The sequence below is a fragment of the Nocardia sp. NPDC127579 genome, from assembly GCF_042672005.1.
Classification (GTDB): Bacteria; Actinomycetota; Actinomycetes; order Mycobacteriales; family Mycobacteriaceae; genus Nocardia.
Window position 1 is genome coordinate 51,611 of record NZ_JBHXVZ010000002.1, and the last position, 21,143, is coordinate 72,753.

Consider the following 21,143-nt stretch of genomic DNA (forward strand, 5'->3'; position numbering starts at 1 on the left):
CGCGCATGGCACGCAGCAGTCCCCGGCGGCCGGTGGTCGCCACCCTCGGGCCGCACGACGCGGAGATGCGCCCGCCGATGCCGCTGACCCGGTCGGTGTCGCTGCGCTGGCGGGTCACCCTGCTGGCCGCGTCGGTGGTGGCCATCGCGGTCGCCGTCACCTCCATCGCGGCCTACGCCATGGTCGAACGCGCGCTCTACAACGATGTCGACTCGCAGCTGCGGGCGCGTGCCGAGACGATGGTCAACAACAACTTCGAGAATCTCGGCTTCCAGTCCATCGTGCTGGCCGGCATGTTCTCCAACGATGTCGGCGTCGCCCTGATCTTCGCCGACCACAAGCTGTATATGCCGCCGCAGCAGACCATTCCGCCGGTGGCCAGCGAGGAGATCGCGGTCGCCGACGGCAAGCTGCCCTCCTCGCTGCGCACCGTGCGCAATCAGCGCGTGCTGGCCATGCCGACGAATTCCGGCGCGACCCTGATCATCTCGCAGCGCCTGGAGCCCACCCGAGAGGTGCTCGACCGGCTGGCCTGGCTGCTGTTCGTGGTCGGCGGGTGCGGCGTCGTACTGGCCGCGGCCGCCGGAACCGCGGTGGGCCGCACGGGGTTGCGGCCGATCGCGCGGCTCACCTCGGCCACCGAGCGCATCGCCCGCACCGACGACCTGACCCCCATCCCGGTCACCGGCGACGACGAATTGGCCCGGCTCACCGAGAGCTTCAACACCATGCTGCGCGCGCTCGCGGAATCCCGGGACCGCCAGCGCCGCCTGGTCGCCGACGCCGGGCACGAACTGAAGACGCCGCTCACCTCGCTGCGCACCAATATGGAGCTGCTCATCGCCTCCAGCCGCCCCGGTGCGCCCAGCCTCCCCGAAGAGGACATGGCCGAGCTGCGCTCGGACGTGGTGGCCCAGATCGAGGAGCTGTCCACCCTGGTCGGCGACCTGGTCGACCTGGCCCGCGAGGACGCCCCCGAAACCGTCTACGACCGCATCGATCTCGGCGAGGTGACCGAGCGCGCCCTCGAGCGGGCGCGGCGGCGGCGCGGCTCCATCGAATTCGTGGCCGAACTGCGGCCCTGGTTCATGTACGGCCACGAGGCGGGCCTGGAACGCGCGGTGCTCAATGTGCTCGACAATGCCGCGAAGTGGAGTCCGGCCGGGGCGCAGGTGCTGGTCGGTATGCGCGAGACCGGTCGCGGTTTGCTGGAACTGTCCGTCGACGACGCCGGCCCCGGAATTCCGGCCGCCGAGCGGGAACTGGTTTTCGAGCGTTTCTACCGGACCACCGCGTCGCGTTCGATGCCCGGTTCCGGCCTGGGTTTGGCCATCGTCAAACAGGTCGTGACCAAACATGGCGGCACCATCAGCATCGATACCTCCGATCGGGGCGGGGCCCTGATCCGTATTGTGTTACCTGGTGAGGGTGCCGCGCTCGGCGTACTGCCGGAAATGGACGACGCCACCGCGGAACGCCCGGAAAACTGATAGCAGGGTCAAAGCAGGATCTCAGTCCGCTCTTATCCGTCGCAGCCAAGGTTGGTTGCAGACGCCAGGGAGAAACGAGAAGCCATGACCGAGGAATTCCACGCACGCCAGGGCGATCCGGAAAAGTCCGGGTCCGAGGCGGCGACCGGTGGTCCGCACCCGACCGAGCAGCCCCATACCGCGCCGCCGGAGAATTCGGATCGGTTCGGCTGGGGTTCCCCCTATTCCACCGGCGCCTATTCGGTGCCGCATTACCAGACCCAGCCTTTCCCGGGTCCGGAATCCGGCCCGGATTACGCGGTGCCGGGTTATGCGGCGCACCAGTCGTTTCCGCCGCCGCACCCCGGCGCCGCCTACGGTGCGCCGCCACCGCAGGCGCCGCGTAAGCCGGTGCGCACCGGGCTGATCGCCGGTGCGGTGGCACTGGCCTTGTTCAGTGGCGGTATCGGGGGCGTGGTCGGTGCCTCGGTGAGCGATCGCGCCGATTCCGGCACGGGGGTGACCAATGCGCTGGATGCGCCGAAGCCCAAGGTCAAGGACGTGGCCAACGCCCCGGCGGGCTCCACCCAGGCGGTGGCGCAGAAGGTGCTGCCGAGCGTGGTGATGATCAAGATCGCCAGTAATCGCGCCGAGGGGGAGGGCTCCGGGGTGATCCTGTCCTCGGACGGCCTGATCCTGACCAACAATCACGTGGCCTCCGGTGCGGGCGCCGGTTCCAAGATGGAGGTCGTCTTCAACGACGGCAGCACGGCGCCCGCCACCATCGTCGGCACCGACCCGGTGTCGGACCTCGCGGTGATCAAGGCCGAGAAGACCGGGCTGACTCCCATCGAATTCGGCAGTTCGGAGGACCTACAGGTCGGTCAGCCCGCGATCGCCATCGGCTCCCCGCTCGGTCTCGCGGGCACGGTCACCACCGGCATCGTCTCCGCGCTCAACCGCCCGGTCTCCACCAACGGCGAGGCCGACCGGAGTCCGAACACACCCAACCCGGTGATCGACGCGATCCAGACCGACGCCGCCATCAACCCCGGCAATTCCGGTGGCGCCCTGGTGGATTCGAGCGGCAAGCTGATCGGCATCAACACCGCCATCGCCAGCCTCGGCGCCGGGGAGCTGACCGGCCAGCAGACCGGCAATATCGGCCTCGGCTTCGCCATCCCGGTGGATCAGGCCCGCCGCGTCGCCGATCAGCTGGTCAAGACCGGCCACGCCACCTACGCCCAGATCGGCATCAAACTGCGGCCCGAGGGCGATCGCGCGCTGGTCCTGGAGGCCACCCCGGACGGCCCGGCGGCCAAGGCCGGTATCCCGGCCGGCGTGGTGATCACCAAGATCGACGATCGCCCGATCGATTCGGGTAACGCGCTGATCGCCGCGGTGCGCTCGTACCAGCCCGGCGACCGGGTGAAGGTCACCTACACCGACGAAAGCGGCGGCAATTCCAAGACCGTCGATGTCACCCTCAGCGGCGCGCCCGCGTAAGGCAGGTTCGATCATGATGATGTCGAGTGTGGTTGCTGACTCAGCCGTCGATCCGGCCGCGACAGGCGCTACGGTGAGCAGCATGGAAATCGATGCTCCTGTGGCGGGGCGTGCACTGGTGGTGGTCGTCGACGATCGAACGGCGCATGGAGGTGTGGATTCGCTCGGGCCGCTGGTCACCGAGCTGCTGACCGAGGCGGGTTTCCTGGTCGACGCGTCGGTGTCGGTGCAGGCCGACGAGGTGGAGATCCGCAATGCGCTCAACACGGCGGTGATCGGCGGTGTCGATCTGGTGATCTCGGTCGGCGGCACCGGCATGACCCCGCGCGATGTGACCCCCGAGGCCACTGCCCAGGTACTGGACCGGGAACTGCTCGGTATCAGTGAGGCGTTGCGCGCGTCCGGCCGGGTCGCCGGGTCGCTGGAGGCCGGGCTGTCCCGTGGGCTCGCGGGCATTTCCGGCAGCACCCTGGTCGTGAATCTGCCCGGTAACCGGGCCGCCGTCCGCGACGGCATGGCAACCCTCGGCCCGCTGGCGGGCAAGGCGATCGGCGAGCTCTCCGGATTGGCCGAGTAATCAGCGCCACCGATTCCCCAGACGACCCTCGCTCGGCCCGCCGCCGGGCGAGGGACGCTGCGCGTCTGGCCGAGATCTTCGGCGACGCGCTGCCCGACACCACTCGCGACGAACGCGGCGACGATTCCGACGCGGCCGCGTCTTCCGATGATTGGCTGCGCTCCCAGGTGCCTCCGCACCACGGTTGAGTTTTATCTACGGCCGCACTACGTATCACCGATGAATTAACAGCCCAGCTGTCCTCACGGTTTTTGCAATTCGACTGTGATCCACGCCATTTCGTTACTGCGCTGACTCGTAACCACGAATGGCATCTTTGTGTCCCGGCGCTTCGAATAGCCGTCCGGCGAACCTTCTCCGCTGCGTCTATGCACGTCAAGCGATATGGCTATCAAAGGATGTGTGATCTACATCACATTGTTCTTTACCTAAGCCTGCGTTGCAGCACCGTTACCTACGGTTTAATCTTCGCCGAGAGCCACCCAACAATGGACCACACAGGCCCGGGTGCGTCACGAACGTTGCCGACCCGGCGGAACGATGGCTCCGTTCCGTTGCCAGCTGAGGCCGTTGCGCCGAAATAACGACCGGTTACACACCGGCAACATAGGAGCGACAAACTGAGCTGGGCCTGAGAGGACCATCCAGCCTCGACGGTCGAGGTTGACTGTTAGAACCTGATGAGGGGAAGTATGAGCGAGAACCGCACCAACGGTCTGCGTCGCGGTGCCCGCGCCGCAGGCGTCGGCGCTGCTGCCGCGGCCGTTGCCATGGGTCTGTTTTCGACCGGCGCCGCCAACGCCGATGTCTTCGTGCCGTTGCCGGACGGTCAGAAGGTCGGCCCGGGCGTGACCATTACCCGCACGGGTGAGCATGCTGTCGTTTCGCCGTCGCTGGCCGCCAACGGCGCCGGGCGCGTTGTCTGGGTCTCCGGCAACGCGACCGCCGACGTGACCGTCACGCCCGAGGGCACCGCCGGTCCGTGGAACGGCCCGGCCAACGGCCCCGGTACCAACAACTCGTCGACGCACGGCCAGTCGCAGGTCAACACCGGCTACATCATCGGCTGCCAGGTGAGCATCGCCGACGACGCGATCAGCGCGGGCGGTGGTGTGTCCATCGATATGTCCAGCCTCGGTCTGTCCGGCTCGCTGGGCGTCAACCTCGGCCCCGGTGAAGTGAAGTGGGTCGCGGTCGAGCTGAAGGACATCCCGAAGGCCGGTGTGTACTCGGTCGAGTACCAGGACGTCGAGATGCAGATTCAGGGTTGCGCGGGCTACGCCCAGGCGCGTTCCTACACCGTGGTCGAGATCATCGGCGATCACTACTCGAAGACCACCCTGTACGGCCAGCCGTTCAGCATCGGCTGACCCGTCTTCGAATCGTCGAATCCTCTTCTCGCCGAATACTTCCAACCCCTGAGGGATTAACATGATCAACCGTAAGAACCTGGCGAAGGTTGCCGGTGCGGGTGCCGCCGCCACCATCGCCATGGGCCTGTTCTCCACCGGCGCGGCCAACGCCGACACTTTCGTGCCGCTGCCCGGTGGCGAGATCTCCAAGACCCTGTCCGACGGCACCGTGGTGACCGTCAAGCTGGTCGGTGAGTCGGCCAACATCAACCCGTCCATGGGCTCCACCCCGCTGCACCGCAACGCGTGGGTCTCCGGCACCGCGATCGTCGAGCTCTCCGGCTCGGGCGCGGTCGGCGGCAAGATCTACCCGGGCTACGTGGTGGGCTGCCAGGTCAACATCGCCGGTGGCGGTGTGGACGCCGGTGCCGGTGTCTCGATCGAGCAGAGCGGTGATTCCGTGACGGCCAAGCCGAGCGCGGAGAGCGGCGGCAGCCTGTCGCTGGGCCCCGGCCAGACCGCGTCGTTCTACGTCCTGGACCGTGAGGTCGCGGATGACTTCGGCAACGAAGATCACTCCACCAACAACAAGTTCAAGGGCACCAACGGCTCGGTGGCCTGGGCCGACTCGACCATCGGCCTGACCGGCTGCGCCGGTTACGCCCAGGCGCGCTCCTTCGTGCGCGTCAAGGTCGAGACCGACAACGTGATGTCCTACGTTGTGCTCTGGGGTCAGCCCTTCAGCATCGGCTGATTCGGTTCGCTGAACTACGAAGCAGGCCCGTCGCTTTCGCGGCGGGCCTGCTCTCGTTCCGCGGGCTACACCTCGCGGATGGTCGTGGTCGTGGTGGTGTCGCCGTCGTAGCGGCGTTCGGCGGCGAGCAGATCGCGGATCTCGGTGAGCAGCGCGATCTCGGTGACCGCGGCCTCCTTGGAACTGAAGCGCGCCATCACCCGGTTGGCAGGGTGCACCAGCACGAAGTACACCACCGCCGCGATCAGCAGGAAGTCGATGACCGCGCCGACGATGGTGCCCAGCTGCACGAAGGTGGCGGGCTTGCCGGAGACCAGTTCGAAGCCCCAGCCGAGTTCGCTGGTACCGCCGAACACCGCGAGCAGTGGTTTGATCACGCCGTCGGTGAAGGAGCTGACGATCGCGGTGAACGCGGAACCGATCACCACCGCCACCGCGAGGTCCAGCACGTTCCCGCGGAAGATGAAGTCCTTGAATCCCTTGAGCATGGTCGAAAATCTCCTGTCGAATAACGCGTAATGGCTTCGCGGAGCCGCGATCGGTAGCAGATGCTAATGGAAGACGACGGTGAGCTCGGTCCGGAGCGAGGCGGCCGCGACCGCGACGGCCTGTGCGCCGCCGAGGGCGACCAGGACCACCGGTTCGGCCCCGGCCCGCTTGTCCGCCGGGCGGGCGACCAGGACCACGGTGGCGCCGGTCGCGAGTGTGCGTGCGGGGTGGTCACTCTCGGGTGCGCCGCCCACCACGTCGACCCGATCGCCGGAACGCAGGATCTCGGCGACCGCGTTGTCGGCCAGCCGGAGCCCGACGATGCGGGCGTCGGGCACCCCGGCCGTGACCGCGGCCAGGCGCGGGCTCACCACCCGCAGGTCGGTGAAGATCTCTCCGGGCCGCATCGCACCGGTCAGCGTGGTGCCGACCAGGGTGGAGATATCGCGCACCGCACCGGTGGGCAGGGAACCGGATTCGCGGGCCGCCGTACGCAGATCACCGGCCTGCAGTAGGCGGCCGGGCGCCAGGTCGTGTTCAGCGACCACGACCTGGACCGGGTGCGAATCCGGATCGCCACGCAGGAACAGGACGGCCGCCAGCGCCGTGAGCGCGGCGGCGAGCAGGCGACGGGCCAGGAGCAGATCGGCCCAGGGCGGTCGATTGTCGAGCACCGCGCGCAGCGGGTGCTCGCGACCGAGATCGGTGCGCGATGTCATGCCCGGAGCCTAAGAGTGCGGGTACCGCGCCACGCCCGGGAAAAGACCTGCCTGTGGATAACCGGGCAGCTGTGGATGACTCAGCTGGCGGCGGCCGCGGTGCTGGTAGACGAGCTGCTGGTAGACGAGGTGCCGGTCGAACCGTTGCTCGACGCCGAACCGGAATCGGCGGGCTTGCTCGACCCGGAATCGGTCTTGGCCGGCTCACTCGCGGTGGACGCGCCGCCGCGGCTGTCGGTGCGGTAGAAGCCGCTGCCCTTGAAGACGATGCCGACGGAGTTGAACAGCTTGCGCAGCTTGCCCGAGCACTCGGGGCACACGGTCAGCGCGTCGTCGCTGAAGGACTGCACGATGTCGAAGCGGTTGTCACACTGGGTGCACGCGTACGAATAAGTTGGCACAGGATCCTCCGCTGGTCTCGTCGATTTGGCACTCTACAGGCGACAGTGCCAACATCGCCAATCCTGCATTCATTCCACCGTACCCAGTCGGCGCAGACCACCCCGCGGTGTCAGTGCCCAGCCCATGCGCAGGTCATGAGGTTCCTCGGGAAGACGGTCCACCAATTCCCGGTCGCGCACCACCGCGATCAGGCGGGCGTCCGCGCGAGCGGCGGCCAAGGTCCGGTCGTAGTAACCCGCGCCACGCCCGAGTCGCACGCCGCGCAGATCTACCGCCAGCGCGGGCACCAGGATCAGTCCCGCGCGGCCGACCGCGCTGGAGCCCAGGAGCGCGCCGGTCGGCTCGAGCAGTCCGAAACGCGCGGGTCGCACACTGTCCGGGCCGGTGTACTCGGCCCAGTCCAGCGGGCCCGGCGGCCCCGTGACCGGTAGCAACACCCGCGCCCCGGCCGCGCGCAGCGCGTCGGGCAGACTCGCCGACCCCGGCTCACCGCGTGCCGGCATATAGGCGCACACCCACTCGGAAACCGGCAGTGTGCCCGCGGTTTCCGCGAGTGATCGCGCCTGTTCGGCATGATCCGCCGCGGATTGGGAACTCCGCTCTCTGAGAACTTCGGAGCGCCATGCATGTTTATCGGCCTCGGCGGGCATCTCCATGACGATCACCATATGCTCACCCGCGAAGCCCCACGCCCGACGGCGCTGGGGCGATGTGATGGATGGATAGGGTATGCCCATGACAGCGAAAACCGGACAATCCGCAGACGGTACGGTCGCGTGCTTCCGCACGGCCGTCGTGCCCGCGGCCGGATTGGGGACGCGCTTCCTGCCCGCCACCAAAACGGTGCCCAAGGAGTTGCTGCCGGTGGTGGACACCCCGGGCATCGAACTGGTCGCCGTCGAGGCCGCCGACTCCGGCGCCGACCGGCTGGTGATCGTCACCTCGCCCGGCAAGGACGGCGTGGTCGCGCACTTCGTCGAGGACCTGGTGCTGGAGAGCACGCTCGCCGAGCGCGGCAAGTTCCAGCTGCTGGAGAAGGTACGCAAGGCGCCGGGCCTGCTGGACGTGCTCTCGGTGATCCAGGAGGAGCCGCTGGGTCTCGGGCACGCGGTTGCTCAGGCCGAGAGCGTCCTCGACGACGACGAAGAGGCCATCGCGGTTCTGCTGCCGGATGATCTGGTACAACCCTGCGGCGTGCTCGATGTGATGAGCCGGGTGCGGCGCAAGCGCGGCGGCAGCGTGCTGTGCGCCATCGATGTGCCCAAGGACCAGGTCAGCTCCTACGGTGTCTTCGACGTGGCGACCGTGCCCGACGCGGTGAACCCGAATGTGTTGCGGGTCAACGGCATGGTCGAGAAGCCGGCGCTGGCCGACGCGCCCTCCACCTACGCCGCCGCCGGTCGATACCTGCTCGACCGCGCCATCTTCGACGCGCTGCGCCGGATCGAGCCCGGCGCCGGCGGCGAATTGCAGCTCACCGACGCCATCGCGCTGCTGATCGACGAGGGGCACCCGGTGCACGTCGTCGTGCACCGCGGGTCGCGCCACGATCTGGGCAACCCGGGCGGTTATCTTCGAGCCGCGGTCGATTTCGCTTTGGAACGTGAGGAATACGGCCCGGCGCTGCGGGAGTGGTTGCAGCACAGGCTGAGTCCGGAGTGGGATCCGCAACTGACGCCCTACGACTGAGTGCCGATTCGCGCTCGTCGGTTTCGCTGACGGCGTGCGGTCGGGTACCAATGAGGTTTCACCTGTCCGCGCGCCGAAACCCGCTTTCGCGGTGATCCGGTGACACCATCACTGGTGCGCGGTGGGATCGTCAGTGGGACGCCAGATCAGGGAAGGGCTCGATGCGCTCGGTTGAGGATCAGCAGATCAAAGTGACCGCGGCGGCGGTCGCGCCCCGGCCGGTGCGGGTCGCGATCTCCGAGGCCCAGGGCCTGCTGTGCGCCGAGGACGTGGTGACCGAGCGGCCGCTGCCCGGCTTCGACCAGGCCGCGATCGACGGTTACGCCGTCCGCAGCGTCGATGTCGCCGCCGCCGGCACCGATATTCGCAGCGAGGACGGCGAACTCGTCGATCTGACCCTGCCCGTGGTCGGCGAGGTGGTCGCGGGTTCGCGGCAGCCGATCCGGCTGCAACCCCGGCAGACCGTGCGGGTCGATACCGGTGCGCCGCTGCCGACCCTCGCGGATGCCGTTCTGCCCCTGGACTTCACCGACGGCGGCCGCGCCCGGATCAAGGTCTACGAGTCGGTGCGCTCGGGTGACTACGTGCGCCGCATCGGCGACGATGTGCAGCCCGGCGATGTCGCGGTGCGGGCGGGCACGATCATCGGGCCCGCGCAGGTCGGTCTGCTCGCGGCCGTCGGGCAGGACAAGGTGCTGGTGCATCCGCGGCCGCGGCTGTCGGTCATCTCCGTCGGCGGCGAGCTCATCGATATCGATCGCACACCCGGCCCGGGCCAAGTCTACGACGTGAACTCCTACGCGCTGGCCGCGGCCGCGCGCGACGCCGGCGCCGATGTGAACCGCGTCGGCATCGTGAGCGCCGATCCGCGGCAGTTGCGCGATGTGGTCGAGGGGCAGCTGGTGCGCTCGGAGGTCGTGGTGATCGCGGGCGCGGTCGGCGGCTGGGCCTCCGAACAGGTCCGGGAGGCGCTGGAGGGGCTCGGCGAACTGGAAATCGCCCGGGTGGCCATGCATCCCGGGTCCGTGCAGGGTTTCGGGCGGTTGGGCCGCGACGAGGTACCGACCTTCCTACTACCGTCGAATCCGGTCGGCGCGCTGGTGGTTTTCGAGGTCATGGTGCGGCCGCTGATCCGGATCGCGCTGGGGCGCCGTCATCCCATGCGCCGCGTCATCCGGGCCCGGACGATCACGCCGATCTCCTCGATGCCCGGCCGCAAGGGCTATCTGCGCGCGCAGTTGATGCGCGACGAGACCACCGGCGACTATCTGGTGCAGCCGCTGGGCGGCGCGGCCGGGGCGTCCGCGCATCTACTGGCCACCCTGGCCGAGGCGAACAGTCTGATCATGATCGATCCGGACGACACCGACATCAGAACCGGTGACGAGGTCCGGGTCGCGTTTCTCGCGCAGCGCGGCTGATTAGTCGGGGAGCTGATGGAGTCGATGAACGTCTTCCGGGCCACCCAGCATCCGGGCTGGCCCGCGCGGCTCGGACCGGTGCGCTGCGCCGCCGGGACCGTGACACTGCGGCCGGTGCGGCTGCGCGACGCTGCCGCCTGGAGCCGGATCCGGCTGCGGGACCGGGCGTATCTGGAGCCGTGGGAGCCGACCGGCCGAGGCGCCTGGGAGGCGCGCAACCATCCGTCCAACTGGCCCCCGCTGTGGTCGAGTCTGAAGGCCGAGGCACGGCGCGGGGCCATGGTCCCGCTGGTGATCGAGGTCGACGGCCGCTTCGGCGGGCAGCTCACCGTCGGCAATATCGTGCGCGGGGCGCTGCGTTCGGCGTGGATCGGGTACTGGGTGGCTACGGATCTCAGCGGCAAGGGCGTGGCCACGGCGGCGCTCGGGCTCGGGCTCGACCACTGCTTCGGTCCGGTCGGGTTGCACCGGGTGGAGGCCACGGTGCGACCGGAGAACCTGGCCAGCCAGGCCGTGCTGCGTAACGCGGGATTTCGGGAAGAGGGGCTGCTGCGCAGGTATCTCGACGTCGACGGTGCCTGGCGCGATCATCTACTGGTCGCGATGACCGTCGAGGAGGTAGCGGGCACCGTCGTCGATCGGCTCGCCCGTGACGGCCGGATCTTCCTGCCCTGAAACAGATCTCGTTGCCACCGTAACCGCACAAGATATCCCCGCGCGGTGCGAATCCTGGTTAGAAACGCCTGAATCCGGCGATTCTTGTGACAGATGTGGCGGATGTGCACGGCGCGCCTGCCGGATGTTGATGCGTCCCGGAATTAACCTACGGACGTCAGTGGTGCACCCTGCGCCAACGGAACAGCAGGGACGGGAGGTGTGAAACCGACATGCCGAATTCGATTCTGTGGATCGGACTGGTGGTGCTGTGGGTCTTCGTGCTGTTCCCGATTCTCGCCGACCGCCACCCGCGGATCCGGCAGACCACCGACGCGGCACTGGCCACGAGAGTGCTGCATCGCGGCGGCTCGAAACGGCGCATGAGGACCGGTCCGGCCGCCGGGCACGACAGTGATCCCGACTACAGACCGAGCCGTGCGCACAGAAAGTCCTTCACCAGCGATGATGCGGAGCACCGGATGAACCCGGCCGAGCAAGTCACCGACCAAGAGGACGAGTTGGCCGACGCCACCGGAGAGCTCGAGGCCGGTATGAGCGCCGCCGAAGCCGAGGCCGACACCGAACGGGCAGGCGAATTCACCGACGATGCCGACGAATTCGAACCCGTTACCGCCGGAACCGCTGCGGCGGACACCGATTCGGCCGATGATGACGACGTGGAGCGCACCGAACCGGAGACGGCCCGGGTGCCCGCCCGCCTGGACGATGTCGAGGAACTCGACTCGCGGGACGACGATTTCGTCCCCACCCGCCGCGGTCGCGGCGGATTCGATCCCGAGGCCGACGCGATCGCCCGCGCCGCCCGCTACACCTTCCGGCAGCGCGCCGTGCTCGCGCTGCTGCTCACCGCGCTCACCACCGGCGCTCTCGGTATCGCGGTGAACCCCGCCTGCTGGTGGCTGTCCGGCCTCAGCGTCGTCGTGCTGGCCGCCTATCTCGGCTACCTACGCAAGCAGGTCCGGATCGAGGAGGATATCCGCCGCCGCCGCGCCGCCCGGCTGCCTCGCGGCCAGCAGCACGGCGAGGCCCCTGTCGAGGACCCGCGCGAGACCGAGGCCCGCGTCCGTCGCCGCACCATCGACCGCGAGACCGCCCGCGCCCTGCGCCGCCGCTCCGCCCTGCTCGAAGCCGATGACGAGGATCCGATGTTCGAGCACCTCGACACCTTCGATCCCGCCACCGCCCGCGCCCTGCGCGACCGCCACGGCGCCGGCGACTACCGCCACGCCGTAGGCGAATAACCCCAGCTCACCCCCACGATTCGGTAACCCGCCCCCGCGCCTGATACAGTGTCTCAGCGCGGTTCCCCCGGGACCGCACGGGGCTATAGCGCAGTTGGTAGCGCGTCTCGTTCGCATCGAGAAGGTCAGGGGTTCGATTCCCCTTAGCTCCACTCAGGACAGAGCCTGCGTATGGGTACTGGCAATCCCGAGGCTGTTTTTCACAGTTGCCTCGGGATTTTCTGCGTTGGTCTGGCGAATGCACAGGTTGTTGTCGACTGCCTTGCGGGCGAACCCCGCCGCGCGTGGATCGATCTGCTCGGCTCGGGCCTGGTGATCGTCACCTTCCTCGCCGCAGGGTTCAACGCCTTCCTGGCCGACACCCCGGAATTGGCTCCGTTCCCGCTTGCTCTGTCCGCGATCTTCGCCTGGATCGCCTACGAACGCCGGGCCTCGATCACCGCCCTGGGCGCGCTGATCCAGCGATGACCCGCGCATAACGCCCGGCTACCGGCGGCACCCGGGCCACCGGTAGCCGCGTTGTGCGTTACGGGGACGGGGTCCGGTCGGGTTGGTCGGACTGTCCCGTCGGAGTCGCGGGGCGGGCGTCGTCGGGCCGCCCACGCCGCGACCCTCCGAATCATGTGACGACAGTATTTGTTTCGCGGTGGACGGTTCGATCCCCAGCCCGATCCGCGGGCCTGTGCCGTGTACGGGCGAGTCCTCTTATCGTTCGTCCACACGCGGTCACCGGAGCCGACACGGGATGTTCAGCGCAGCATTCGATCTCGCGTCTGTTCGACCGATATGCGGCAGAAGCGGACGTCTGTCTGTCCGGCCCACAGCAAGAGCTGAGCTACTGTGCGACGGTGGGATTGACGATGGACCCTGATGAACTCCAGATCAGACGATACGAGTGCGAGTGCTGCAGCGCACCGATCGAGCGGACATGGAACTTCGTTCGCGACGGCGCCGAAGCCTACGCGGTGTACTTTGCGAACTCCTATCACCACACCGGTCAGGCGCACGAGACTTGGATCGACGTCATTCTGGGTACCTGGGGTGATCAAAGAGCCGACGACCACGTGACATTCGGGTGCCGAGTCGGCCCAGTACAAGGCAACCCCAACCCTGCGGCGACTCTGATCCAGGCGTGCCAAGACGGGACGGGCAGCGCGATCCACGGCACGTTGCTTTCACGTGATGCCGGGCTCGCGCACCCCCGCCTGCCGGATTTCTGGGGCGTGGTCGATTTCGTGCTCGCTCACGACCCGACCGTGAATCGCCACCTGTACGGGTAGGCGCGAGCCAGGTCTGGCCGGCCCGCGGGTTCGCACGCTCGTCGGCAGAAGAGTGCGTTCGGGCGACGCCGGATCGGCCAGTTAGTTCAGAGAAGCCTGCATCCGATGTCCGAGCCTGCGCGTCGACCTACGCACCCGCGAACGGCTCGCCGAGATAACCGCCAACCTCCGCGATCGCATCACTGAAGCCCGAGCCAACAGCTGGACCGGCGAGGTCGAGGGGCTGCGCAAGTCAGCCTCATCGCCGCCGCCGGGAAACTCGTGACCCTAGACCGGATGCGCGCTCGCCAGAGCGGACAAGGCGGCACAGCAATCGATCTCGGGATTCCACTTCTCGCCCAGCGAAGCGAGTAGTTAGTCCAGAGAACAACTCATCGGGCACCAACCACAACGACAACGCATCCATAACCAACCATCGTGCAACACAATCGTTCTCAACGCCCACGCCGCGAATCACATCCCTGTGAGACACGGTCTCGATCCAGCCGCCGCAGCGTCGGCCAATGGCGGTTGGTGATCACCGACTACCCTGCCGATGATGAGCGCGGACGACTGGTTGACCGATACCCGAATCTCCTACGACACAGTCGCGTCGAGCTATGCCGACCAGGTGCGCGATGCCCTGGCTGGACACCCGTACCTCCGTGCGGCTTTGGCATTGTTCGCGGACAGCGTGCGGGCCGCCGGCGGCGGACTCGTAGCCGATGTCGGGTGCGGTCCCGGACACGTCACCGCCTACCTGCACGAGCTGGGTGTCGATGCTTTCGGCGTCGATCTCTCCCCTGGGATGATCGAGTCGGCTCGGCGTGACCACCCCGGCCTGCGGTTCGAGGTGGGTTCGATGACGGAGCTGGACTTCCCGGCAGCCTCGATGGCCGGCCTGCTGGCCTGGCAGTCGTTGATCCACATCCCCGACGACGAGGTCCCGGCCGTGCTGAGACGCTTTCATCGAATACTGCGGCCCGGCGGAGCTCTGCAATTACTGTTCCACGTCGGCAACGAGTCACGGTTGAAGACCCAAGGCTATGGCGGTCACCCGATGAATGTCCATGTCCACCATCGACAGCCCGACCTCATGACGACCTGGCTGCGTGATGCCGGCTTCGAGGTCGAGGCTCACCTGCTCCTCGCCCCGGAAGAGAAAGCATCGCAAGCTGTACTTTTCGCACGTCACCAGCCCTACCAGTAGTTCAGAGAAGCATCGCGGCCGATGCCCCGTTCTCATCGTTTCCCCGAGCGAGCGGCCCCGGCTGGTCGTGATCCGCGACAACCTTCGGGGACCGCATCGCCGAGTCCGAACGTGAGGGCTGGCTCGGCGAGATCGAAGGTCTTTCCGTCAGTCTTGCCGCGGCCGAGGAGAAAACTCGCCCAACTCGACGCCCAGAAGTACGAAAGGACTCATCTGTCTTCCTAGAAATACTGACGCTCGATCAGGTCATCGCACGAAAGGCGATGCTGGGCCACCATGATCAGTAGGTCACGAAACCGCCGTATAAGCGGCATGAGCGGATACTCCGGTGGCTCGGTTCTATTTGTCCGGCCCTGGGCCTTACGTGTGTTGCAGGCGACGCAGGATGTCGATGCCGGCGCGTTCGAGGGCGGGGTCGAAGATATCTCGTAGGAACACCAGCGCACTGTGGTTGCTTCGGTCGAGCAATACCAGACTGCTGAACCCGCCGGTGCCTCCGGAGTGCAGGGTGTATTCGTGTCCGCCCATAGTCACGACGCTCCAGGAATATCCGTGGGAGGTATTGGCGATATTGCCCGGCCACCGTGGTTCGAGCGCGGTCATGCCCGGGACGCGGCCATCGAGCAAGGCCCGCGCGTAGGAGACGAGATCGCCGACTGTGGAACGGAGTCCGCCCGCCGGTGCGGTGGCGTTGAGCGGCCACGGCGCCTGTGGTCGTCCGCTGCGATCGATACCTGTGCTGACATCGGCGGGAAGGTCGGCTTCGGTCAGTGGCAGCCAGGTGTGGGTCAGACCCAATGGTTCGAGCATGCGGGTGCGCAGCAGGGTCGCATAGGTGGTGTGCGCAGCCGCCGCGACAGCTTGCCCGAGCAGGGCGTAACCGAGTGTGGAGTACTGGAAGGCGCCACGACCGATCAGCGGCGTGTTCCGGGCCTGGGCGAGCAACTGGGGCAGGTCCGCGTGAAAAGGGTTGCGCCCGAACACGTAGTAGTCGACACCGCCGGCAAGCATATCCAGCGTAGGAGCGAATTCCAGAAGACCCGAGCGGTGCTCGGCGAGCTCCTCGAGTGTCACCTCCGCCACCGGTGCCCCTACCAGCGCGAGCAGATCGCCGACACGAGTGTCGGTGCGGACCTCACCTCGCTCGACGGCGTCGGCGAACAAGGCTGCGGTGAATGTCTTTCCGATGGAGCCGGTCTCGTAGTCGGCAGCGTTGCCTGTGCCGAGATGTGTGAACACGGTGCCCCGGTCATCCAGATAGGCGATGTCCATGGAGCGGTCTGCGGGCATCGGCAGCAATTCCCCGGTGACCTGAGCCAGTTCCGCAGCTGTCACGGTGGGGTCGGCATGCCCGGTGGTCACCGGCGCGAACAGTGTGGCGGCCACAACTGCACTGACGATCGCGCTGAATCTCGGCACTGACCCCCTCCACCCTCTGCCCCGATCGCTGGCGCCGACGGCGTCGATCGGACAGCTGCCCCACGGCTGATTGGGAACAGTACAGCGCTGCATGGTATTTCACTACCGACCTGCCGATGACTCCTGTGAACCGCGATCGTTCGGTACACAGTGATGCGACGCGACACCGGTCCGCCCTCGCGCCGCCCTGGTTTCGGCTCGCGCGAGAAGCGGCATAGCTCACTAGCGCTGACTAAAGTCAGGTTTGGGGCGGGTGTGACCCAGAGCCTCTTACGCTGATGAGCGTGCGTTCGCCGGGCGGCGCTCGCGGTGGCGGAGCTGGGTACGAGTCGGGCGGATCGTTTCGACAACGGAGAGCCGGCGACGAACTCGGGGTTCTCCGACCGGCCAGTGGCCCGCCGACGGCGATGCCGTTGAACTCCTCATCCCTTCGGCCCCAAGGTTGCGGACCCGCCTTGAACAAAGGGATCAGTCGAGATCGACTCGGATCGTGAGCATTTCGGCGCCGGCAGCGAGTCGGCGTAACGCCAGACCGTCGAGGCGGTAGCCGGGGCGGCCCTTGCCGAGCGCGTGGTGACGAGCGCGAGCGTCGTCGTCAGGAAGCAGATGGGCTGTGCCCGAACGCCACCGAAAGCCGAAGCCCTCGCGAAGCCGCGCGGGCGTGACCTTGACCCGCACTCTCGGGTCGGCACGAATGTTGTGGACGTATGCGGCAGCCGCCCCTTGACCGGCAAAGAGCCAGAAAGTGTTGCCCTGCAATCCATTCGCCACCGGAACGACCCGCTGGCGCCCAGTCCGGCGACCGGTTGTTTCCAGCAGGGCGAAGGTCGGGGGCGCGCAACCGTTGTTCAGCGCGAACACGACGACCGGATGGATTACGCGGCGATTCAACGCCTGCTCCCAAGCTGATGGCATGCCCTAACCCCCTGAGATCGATTGCGTCGTCGCTTTCGAACCTAGCGGCCGAATACGAACTGCGTCCGCCCGCCCCTTCGCACGTGTCACGAGTCAGCTAGGCGCGGTGTCTGCAGACCAATCCACAATGCCGCGCGCCATGCGGCATAATCGTTCACTCGTGCTGACTGAAGTCCGCACAGATAGGTGTTGGCTCAGAACGTCTTACGCTGATTACAGGATGTTGGCTGACGCATTCGGGTGGTTGTCCGGTGCGGTGACTCGGCGAGTAGCTCCGATGACGAGGTGCTGCAGGCGGTTTCGAGAACCTCGGCGGTGGTGGTGGAAGATCGACGACGTGGTCACCTTCGACGTCAATGTCACGCCGTACGAGCCAGCCCAGTTTGCCAACATCCATGACGGGCTGGGCTGGCAGCTCGAGCACGATCGTTGCGCGGTCCTTGTACACGATCTGCTCCCGTATTACGCAAACGTGCTAGCCCCACAGACTCGGGCCGCGGTCGTAAGCCAGTGCCAATCGCTTGTGGATTGGGCCTTCATTCGGAACGTGGCGGTCATCGCGTCAGCACCACGGCCCGCGACAGTGACACCGCAGCGTGGTCTGGGCGGGGTGCTGTGGGGGCAGGGCCCGAACGCGACCGAAGCGGCACAGTCATGCTTGGACGGCATCGTCGAGCCTGCTGTTCCATGGATCCGCAAACGATCACTCAGCGCGTTCTACGCTACCGATCTCGCCGTCGAACTGCGCCGACAGGGAAAGGACCAGCTTGTAGTCTGCGGCGTTTTCGCATCCCAAGGGATTGTCGCAACAAGCTTCGATGCCCTGGCGAGGGATCTCCAATTCTTCGTCGCATCCGATGCGATAGCCGACTACAACGCCGCCCTACACGAGTTGGCTCTGAGCCAAATAGCCCGATCCACCGGACAAGTCATCCCTACGGCCGATTTGACCACAGGCTGAGTGGAGCGACCGTCCCACGTCGAGTGCACGAAACTCGGCCATCTTGGTGCTCACAATCGCCGCTCATCGGCACGTGCGTGCACTGCCTGAGGACGTGAAGCGCTCTGCCCGTTGATCTTCAACCGCACCGTGCTGGCCCGCCACGGATCGCGCGGGTCGCGGCAGCCGAGCTCGATACCGGCCGATGCGAGGATGGTCTTCCACTACCTGGGAGCTTCGCATGTCTGGTCCGCTCGTTATTCGCCGCATACTCGGCGACCGCCTCTTCGCCGAGATCGGCATGCCTTCGACGGTGGCCGTCGACGAGGAGCGCTACCTCGTCGCCGTGGGCGGCGACCTGGGCTATCTGCAGTGGTCTGGTTGCGGGACCGCCAGCAGACGATGGTCGCAGTATCGGGTGGGAATCTATGGCGCACAGGATTTTCGGTGCCAGTGGGTGATCGAATCCGCCTGGCCGGTGCGCGCGATGGCCTTTCACCCGACGCAGCCGATTTTGGCTGTAGGGACCGGTGCGTACGACGGTGGATATTCCTTCGAGGGCGAGCTGTTGATCCTGGATTTGCACTCGAGGAAGTCGACCTCGGTGATCCGCTGGGCTCCTGAAATACTGCACGTCGAATGGGCCAGCGCGCGGATTTTGCGGATTGTGACATCGCCACCGGACGATTTTCCTGACGGCCGATACGACGCCCAGGCGCACACCTACGTGTTCTCCGCGGTCATCGAACGGGCCGACTGGAGCAACGTCGCGGACAACTCGGTACAGCCTGATGAGCGCAGCGGACAGTGCATCGACTTCGAGCGCCCCGCGCCAGGGGTGACGACCGGTCGGGGCGTCGAGACTCTGACGGCGCTGGTCGGGGAGCCGTGGGAGCCGCGCGTGCAGGTATGGGATGTCCAGGCGCTGTCGGACGGCCGAGTGCTGGCCTGCGCGGACGGCACTTTGGCCGAATCATGGCTGCCCGAAGGACATCTGGAGTGGCGCGTGCGTGACAAGGAAGGCGGTCGGCAACTCGCGGTCCAGCCCGGCCGGCTCGACGCTTGGGTGAACGTGGAGCGGGGGTCACGGTGGGTAAACAATGAACTCATCACCGAGTCACCGCTCGTCGCCCGGGTGTCACTGGAGGACGGGAAGGTGCTGGACTCCCTGCGCCTCGATTCATCCGTCGCACTCACCACGCGGGAAGACGGTTGGCTCGCACTACGTTCCACGGACTCCGATCGCGGGGGCCAGCTGTCCTTGATCCATCCCACAGGGCAGGCACCCGAGATGTCCATGCCGCTGGGAAGATTCGACTCGTTCAACCATCCTTTTCAAGTCCGCCACAGTGCACAGTTGTTCTTCCTTCGAGGCCTCGACGACGAGGAGCCATCGCGCGACAAGCGCGTCGTCGCCGTCGATCCTACTGGTCACGATGGCGACTCCCGAGTTCGGGAGCTTTTCCCGCTCGAGTGGGACACCACCCGTGCCGGACACCTCTTCGGCGGGCCCGGCATCGAGGTAAGCGGTCCGGAGAACCGGGATTTGGTGCACGCCGGGGCCGTACACGACGGACGCGGACTACTACCCGGCAACGCCTTCGTTGTCCGGCGCAGCAGCCTGGACGGAACCGTGCGGTGGGTGTTCACCGCCGACTTCCCGGTCACCGCCTTGGACGGAGACGAGAACACGGTATACGTTGCCTTCAATTCCGGTGAGCTCGTCGCCCTGGACACCTCGGACGGAACAGTGCGCTGGCGGCACGATCTGCAAGTCAGCGGCCAGCCCGCAATACCCTTGTCACTCACCCTCACCAGCCCAGAATGGCTGCTGATCGGAACCGTCGACGGACGAATCCTCGACTGCGCGGTCCGATAGCGCTTTGTTCAGATACGCAACTCGCTCGGACACCCTTGATCCATGACGGTGTGGGTTCCACATGGCGCTGTAGCGGAGGGCAGTCGGTGGACTACTCCACCCGCGTGATCGACGACGCACAGGGCGAGAGATGACTGCGCGGCCGAGCACTATCAGGCCGGACGAGAATCGCACGCAAATCGGCATTATCGTGCGTTCGAAATGGGATCAACCTGTGGTGGGCTGTCGTTCGCGGGCTCTGGGGATCGCGTCGTGGGATTCCTCGTTGTTGGAGTGCGGCGCTGATCGTGTCTGCGGTGACGTCGAATCGTGCCCCGACCCGAGCGAGGGATTCTCCCTGTCGGTACCAGTGGATGGCTTGGTCGATCTCTTGCTCGTTCAAGCGTCGGGGTGTTCTGATCGCTGTTCCGGCGGAGCGGAGGATGCTCAGGACGGTTCCTTTGCCGAGGCGATGTTGGCTGACGAGCTGGTTGACGGTGGCGCCTGCTTCGTATTGGGCGGCGATCGCCGCGCGGTGTTCGGTGGTGAGACGGCGCCGGACCGTGTGGGGTTTCGGGATTGGGTCCCGGTCGGTGTGTTTCCCCTGGTCGTCGACCAGTCGTTGCCGTATCGATGCCAGGGTCGTGGTTAGGGTGTCCTGGTTCGAGTAACGTCGCATTTGGTCCACAAATTCATGTGAATAGTGCTGTTGATCAGGGTTTGCCGCCTTTCGAGTGCACGGCCACGTTCAGCCTGGCGTCGCATATCGTCTGTTCAACGCTTTTTTCCTATTCTAATTCGCCAAGGTGTGTTCCGTTCCGGCTCGGTGTTGATTGAGTCGGAAGGCACTCTTTCATTACCGCGTCCGTGAGCCGTGACAGTCACGAGTGCGGTATCACCTGGTCGTAGTGGATTGATGTCAGGACCGAGCCTGCCCGTGTGTGTCGCGGGTGCGGACTCCTCGTTGCGTAGCCGGTTCAACACGGTGGTCGGGTCGTTACGGAAACTACGTGAGCGACCTATAGCGAAGCCGTAACCGAAACACGCTCTTCGGCAGAAGCGCGGATACCGCGGCGCCCCCGAGATGCCCCAGGGCCGTTGATCTTCAGCTATACCGTTCTGGCCGCTGGCGGCACGCGCGGGACGCGGCATTTGTGGATGTTCACCGGGTGATCGAAGCTGACCGACCGGGCAGCAGCCTGGCATCAAGTCGTTGCCGTCGCCATGATGGCTGAGTGTCTTCGT

General features: G+C 66.5%; 20 protein-coding genes and 1 tRNA gene. 15 read left to right on the plus strand and 6 right to left on the minus strand.

Annotation, left to right across the window (positions count from 1 at the left end; genetic code table 11):
• Positions 1 to 5: 5 nt before the first annotated feature.
• From ACFVMC_RS07790 to ACFVMC_RS07810, 5 genes are all read left to right on the plus strand, one after another.
• Positions 6 to 1,490 (plus strand): ATP-binding protein, encoded by a 1,485-nt coding sequence (locus ACFVMC_RS07790; protein ID WP_379207985.1) that lies wholly within the window; start codon positions 6 to 8, stop codon positions 1,488 to 1,490.
• A gap of 84 nt (positions 1,491 to 1,574) precedes the next feature.
• On the plus strand, positions 1,575 to 2,975 hold the full coding sequence (locus tag ACFVMC_RS07795) for a trypsin-like peptidase domain-containing protein (protein WP_379207987.1): 1,401 nt from the start codon (positions 1,575 to 1,577) through the stop codon (positions 2,973 to 2,975).
• Between the two features lie 19 nt (positions 2,976 to 2,994).
• Positions 2,995 to 3,552: a molybdenum cofactor biosynthesis protein B gene (locus ACFVMC_RS07800; RefSeq protein WP_379209444.1), complete on the plus strand. Its 558-nt coding sequence runs from the start codon at positions 2,995 to 2,997 to the stop codon at positions 3,550 to 3,552.
• A gap of 692 nt (positions 3,553 to 4,244) precedes the next feature.
• On the plus strand, positions 4,245 to 4,922 hold the full coding sequence (locus ACFVMC_RS07805) for an MspA family porin (RefSeq protein ID WP_379207989.1): 678 nt from the start codon (positions 4,245 to 4,247) through the stop codon (positions 4,920 to 4,922).
• A 61-nt stretch (positions 4,923 to 4,983) separates the two neighbouring features.
• Entirely contained in the window at positions 4,984 to 5,658 is a 675-nt protein-coding gene (locus ACFVMC_RS07810) for an MspA family porin (protein ID WP_379207991.1), read from the plus strand.
• 65 nt (positions 5,659 to 5,723) lie between these two features.
• Here the strand turns inward: ACFVMC_RS07810 and mscL are convergent, their stop codons facing one another.
• The 4 genes from mscL to ACFVMC_RS07830 form a co-directional block, all read right to left on the minus strand.
• Positions 5,724 to 6,146 (minus strand): large conductance mechanosensitive channel protein MscL, encoded by a 423-nt coding sequence (mscL, locus tag ACFVMC_RS07815; RefSeq protein WP_379207993.1) that lies wholly within the window; start codon positions 6,144 to 6,146, stop codon positions 5,724 to 5,726.
• A gap of 63 nt (positions 6,147 to 6,209) precedes the next feature.
• Entirely contained in the window at positions 6,210 to 6,866 is a 657-nt protein-coding gene (locus ACFVMC_RS07820) for an SAF domain-containing protein (RefSeq protein WP_379207995.1), read from the minus strand.
• Between the two features lie 80 nt (positions 6,867 to 6,946).
• Positions 6,947 to 7,267 carry an FmdB family zinc ribbon protein gene (locus ACFVMC_RS07825; protein WP_379207997.1) on the minus strand — a complete coding sequence of 107 codons (321 nt, stop codon included), beginning with the start codon at positions 7,265 to 7,267 and terminating at the stop codon, positions 6,947 to 6,949.
• A gap of 69 nt (positions 7,268 to 7,336) precedes the next feature.
• The gene (locus tag ACFVMC_RS07830; protein ID WP_379207998.1) at positions 7,337 to 7,924 is read right to left on the minus strand and encodes a 5-formyltetrahydrofolate cyclo-ligase; all 588 of its coding nucleotides are present in this window, start codon (positions 7,922 to 7,924) and stop codon (positions 7,337 to 7,339) included.
• A 79-nt stretch (positions 7,925 to 8,003) separates the two neighbouring features.
• Here ACFVMC_RS07830 and ACFVMC_RS07835 point away from each other — a divergent pair, with 79 nt between their 5' ends.
• The 8 genes from ACFVMC_RS07835 to ACFVMC_RS07870 all read left to right on the plus strand — a co-directional run bounded on the left by ACFVMC_RS07835 (position 8,004) and on the right by ACFVMC_RS07870 (position 14,766).
• On the plus strand, positions 8,004 to 8,957 hold the full coding sequence (locus tag ACFVMC_RS07835) for a UTP--glucose-1-phosphate uridylyltransferase (protein ID WP_379208000.1): 954 nt from the start codon (positions 8,004 to 8,006) through the stop codon (positions 8,955 to 8,957).
• 161 nt (positions 8,958 to 9,118) lie between these two features.
• On the plus strand, positions 9,119 to 10,378 hold the full coding sequence (gene glp, locus ACFVMC_RS07840; RefSeq protein ID WP_379208002.1) for a gephyrin-like molybdotransferase Glp: 1,260 nt from the start codon (positions 9,119 to 9,121) through the stop codon (positions 10,376 to 10,378).
• A gap of 24 nt (positions 10,379 to 10,402) precedes the next feature.
• A complete protein-coding gene (locus ACFVMC_RS07845; protein ID WP_379209446.1) occupies positions 10,403 to 11,053 on the plus strand; it encodes a GNAT family N-acetyltransferase in 651 nt (216 codons plus the stop codon).
• 212 nt (positions 11,054 to 11,265) lie between these two features.
• Complete coding sequence (glpR, locus tag ACFVMC_RS07850) at positions 11,266 to 12,297, plus strand: gephyrin-like molybdotransferase receptor GlpR (protein ID WP_379208003.1); 1,032 nt, start codon at positions 11,266 to 11,268, stop codon at positions 12,295 to 12,297.
• A 79-nt stretch (positions 12,298 to 12,376) separates the two neighbouring features.
• Positions 12,377 to 12,449, plus strand: a tRNA-Ala gene (locus ACFVMC_RS07855).
• Between the two features lie 19 nt (positions 12,450 to 12,468).
• Positions 12,469 to 12,765 (plus strand): hypothetical protein, encoded by a 297-nt coding sequence (locus tag ACFVMC_RS07860; protein ID WP_379208005.1) that lies wholly within the window; start codon positions 12,469 to 12,471, stop codon positions 12,763 to 12,765.
• Between the two features lie 380 nt (positions 12,766 to 13,145).
• Positions 13,146 to 13,577, plus strand: a complete 432-nt coding sequence (locus tag ACFVMC_RS07865; protein ID WP_379208006.1) for a hypothetical protein — start codon at positions 13,146 to 13,148, stop codon at positions 13,575 to 13,577.
• A 538-nt stretch (positions 13,578 to 14,115) separates the two neighbouring features.
• Positions 14,116 to 14,766, plus strand: coding sequence for a class I SAM-dependent methyltransferase (locus tag ACFVMC_RS07870; RefSeq protein WP_379208008.1), 651 nt, complete (start codon positions 14,116 to 14,118; stop codon positions 14,764 to 14,766).
• A 360-nt stretch (positions 14,767 to 15,126) separates the two neighbouring features.
• Here ACFVMC_RS07870 and ACFVMC_RS07875 read toward each other — a convergent pair whose 3' ends face one another.
• Positions 15,127 to 16,185: a serine hydrolase domain-containing protein gene (locus tag ACFVMC_RS07875; RefSeq protein ID WP_379208010.1), complete on the minus strand. Its 1,059-nt coding sequence runs from the start codon at positions 16,183 to 16,185 to the stop codon at positions 15,127 to 15,129.
• 468 nt (positions 16,186 to 16,653) lie between these two features.
• Positions 16,654 to 17,076, minus strand: coding sequence for a nitroreductase/quinone reductase family protein (locus ACFVMC_RS07880; RefSeq protein WP_379208012.1), 423 nt, complete (start codon positions 17,074 to 17,076; stop codon positions 16,654 to 16,656).
• 361 nt (positions 17,077 to 17,437) lie between these two features.
• Here ACFVMC_RS07880 and ACFVMC_RS07885 point away from each other — a divergent pair, with 361 nt between their 5' ends.
• Both ACFVMC_RS07885 and ACFVMC_RS07890 read left to right on the plus strand, forming a co-directional pair.
• The gene (locus tag ACFVMC_RS07885) at positions 17,438 to 18,061 is read left to right on the plus strand and encodes an isochorismatase family protein (protein WP_379208014.1); all 624 of its coding nucleotides are present in this window, start codon (positions 17,438 to 17,440) and stop codon (positions 18,059 to 18,061) included.
• 184 nt (positions 18,062 to 18,245) lie between these two features.
• Positions 18,246 to 19,919: a hypothetical protein gene (locus ACFVMC_RS07890; protein WP_379208016.1), complete on the plus strand. Its 1,674-nt coding sequence runs from the start codon at positions 18,246 to 18,248 to the stop codon at positions 19,917 to 19,919.
• The last annotated feature ends 1,224 nt before the right edge of the window (positions 19,920 to 21,143 follow it).

Coding starts and splice junctions, on each gene's coding strand:
- ACFVMC_RS07805 (WP_379207989.1), top strand. CDS start 4,245: ATGAGCGAGAACCGCACCAACGGTCTGCGTCGCGGTGCCCGCGCCGCA.
- mscL (WP_379207993.1), bottom strand. CDS start 6,146: ATGCTCAAGGGATTCAAGGACTTCATCTTCCGCGGGAACGTGCTGGAC.
- ACFVMC_RS07860 (WP_379208005.1), top strand. CDS start 12,469: ATGGGTACTGGCAATCCCGAGGCTGTTTTTCACAGTTGCCTCGGGATT.
- ACFVMC_RS07870 (WP_379208008.1), top strand. CDS start 14,116: ATGAGCGCGGACGACTGGTTGACCGATACCCGAATCTCCTACGACACA.
- ACFVMC_RS07795 (WP_379207987.1), top strand. CDS start 1,575: ATGACCGAGGAATTCCACGCACGCCAGGGCGATCCGGAAAAGTCCGGG.
- ACFVMC_RS07890 (WP_379208016.1), top strand. CDS start 18,246: ATGCGAGGATGGTCTTCCACTACCTGGGAGCTTCGCATGTCTGGTCCG.
- ACFVMC_RS07790 (WP_379207985.1), top strand. CDS start 6: ATGGCACGCAGCAGTCCCCGGCGGCCGGTGGTCGCCACCCTCGGGCCG.
- glp (WP_379208002.1), top strand. CDS start 9,119: ATGCGCTCGGTTGAGGATCAGCAGATCAAAGTGACCGCGGCGGCGGTC.
- ACFVMC_RS07820 (WP_379207995.1), bottom strand. CDS start 6,866: ATGACATCGCGCACCGATCTCGGTCGCGAGCACCCGCTGCGCGCGGTG.
- ACFVMC_RS07835 (WP_379208000.1), top strand. CDS start 8,004: ATGACAGCGAAAACCGGACAATCCGCAGACGGTACGGTCGCGTGCTTC.
- ACFVMC_RS07800 (WP_379209444.1), top strand. CDS start 2,995: ATGTCGAGTGTGGTTGCTGACTCAGCCGTCGATCCGGCCGCGACAGGC.
- ACFVMC_RS07830 (WP_379207998.1), bottom strand. CDS start 7,924: ATGGAGATGCCCGCCGAGGCCGATAAACATGCATGGCGCTCCGAAGTT.
- ACFVMC_RS07810 (WP_379207991.1), top strand. CDS start 4,984: ATGATCAACCGTAAGAACCTGGCGAAGGTTGCCGGTGCGGGTGCCGCC.
- glpR (WP_379208003.1), top strand. CDS start 11,266: ATGCCGAATTCGATTCTGTGGATCGGACTGGTGGTGCTGTGGGTCTTC.
- ACFVMC_RS07845 (WP_379209446.1), top strand. CDS start 10,403: ATGAACGTCTTCCGGGCCACCCAGCATCCGGGCTGGCCCGCGCGGCTC.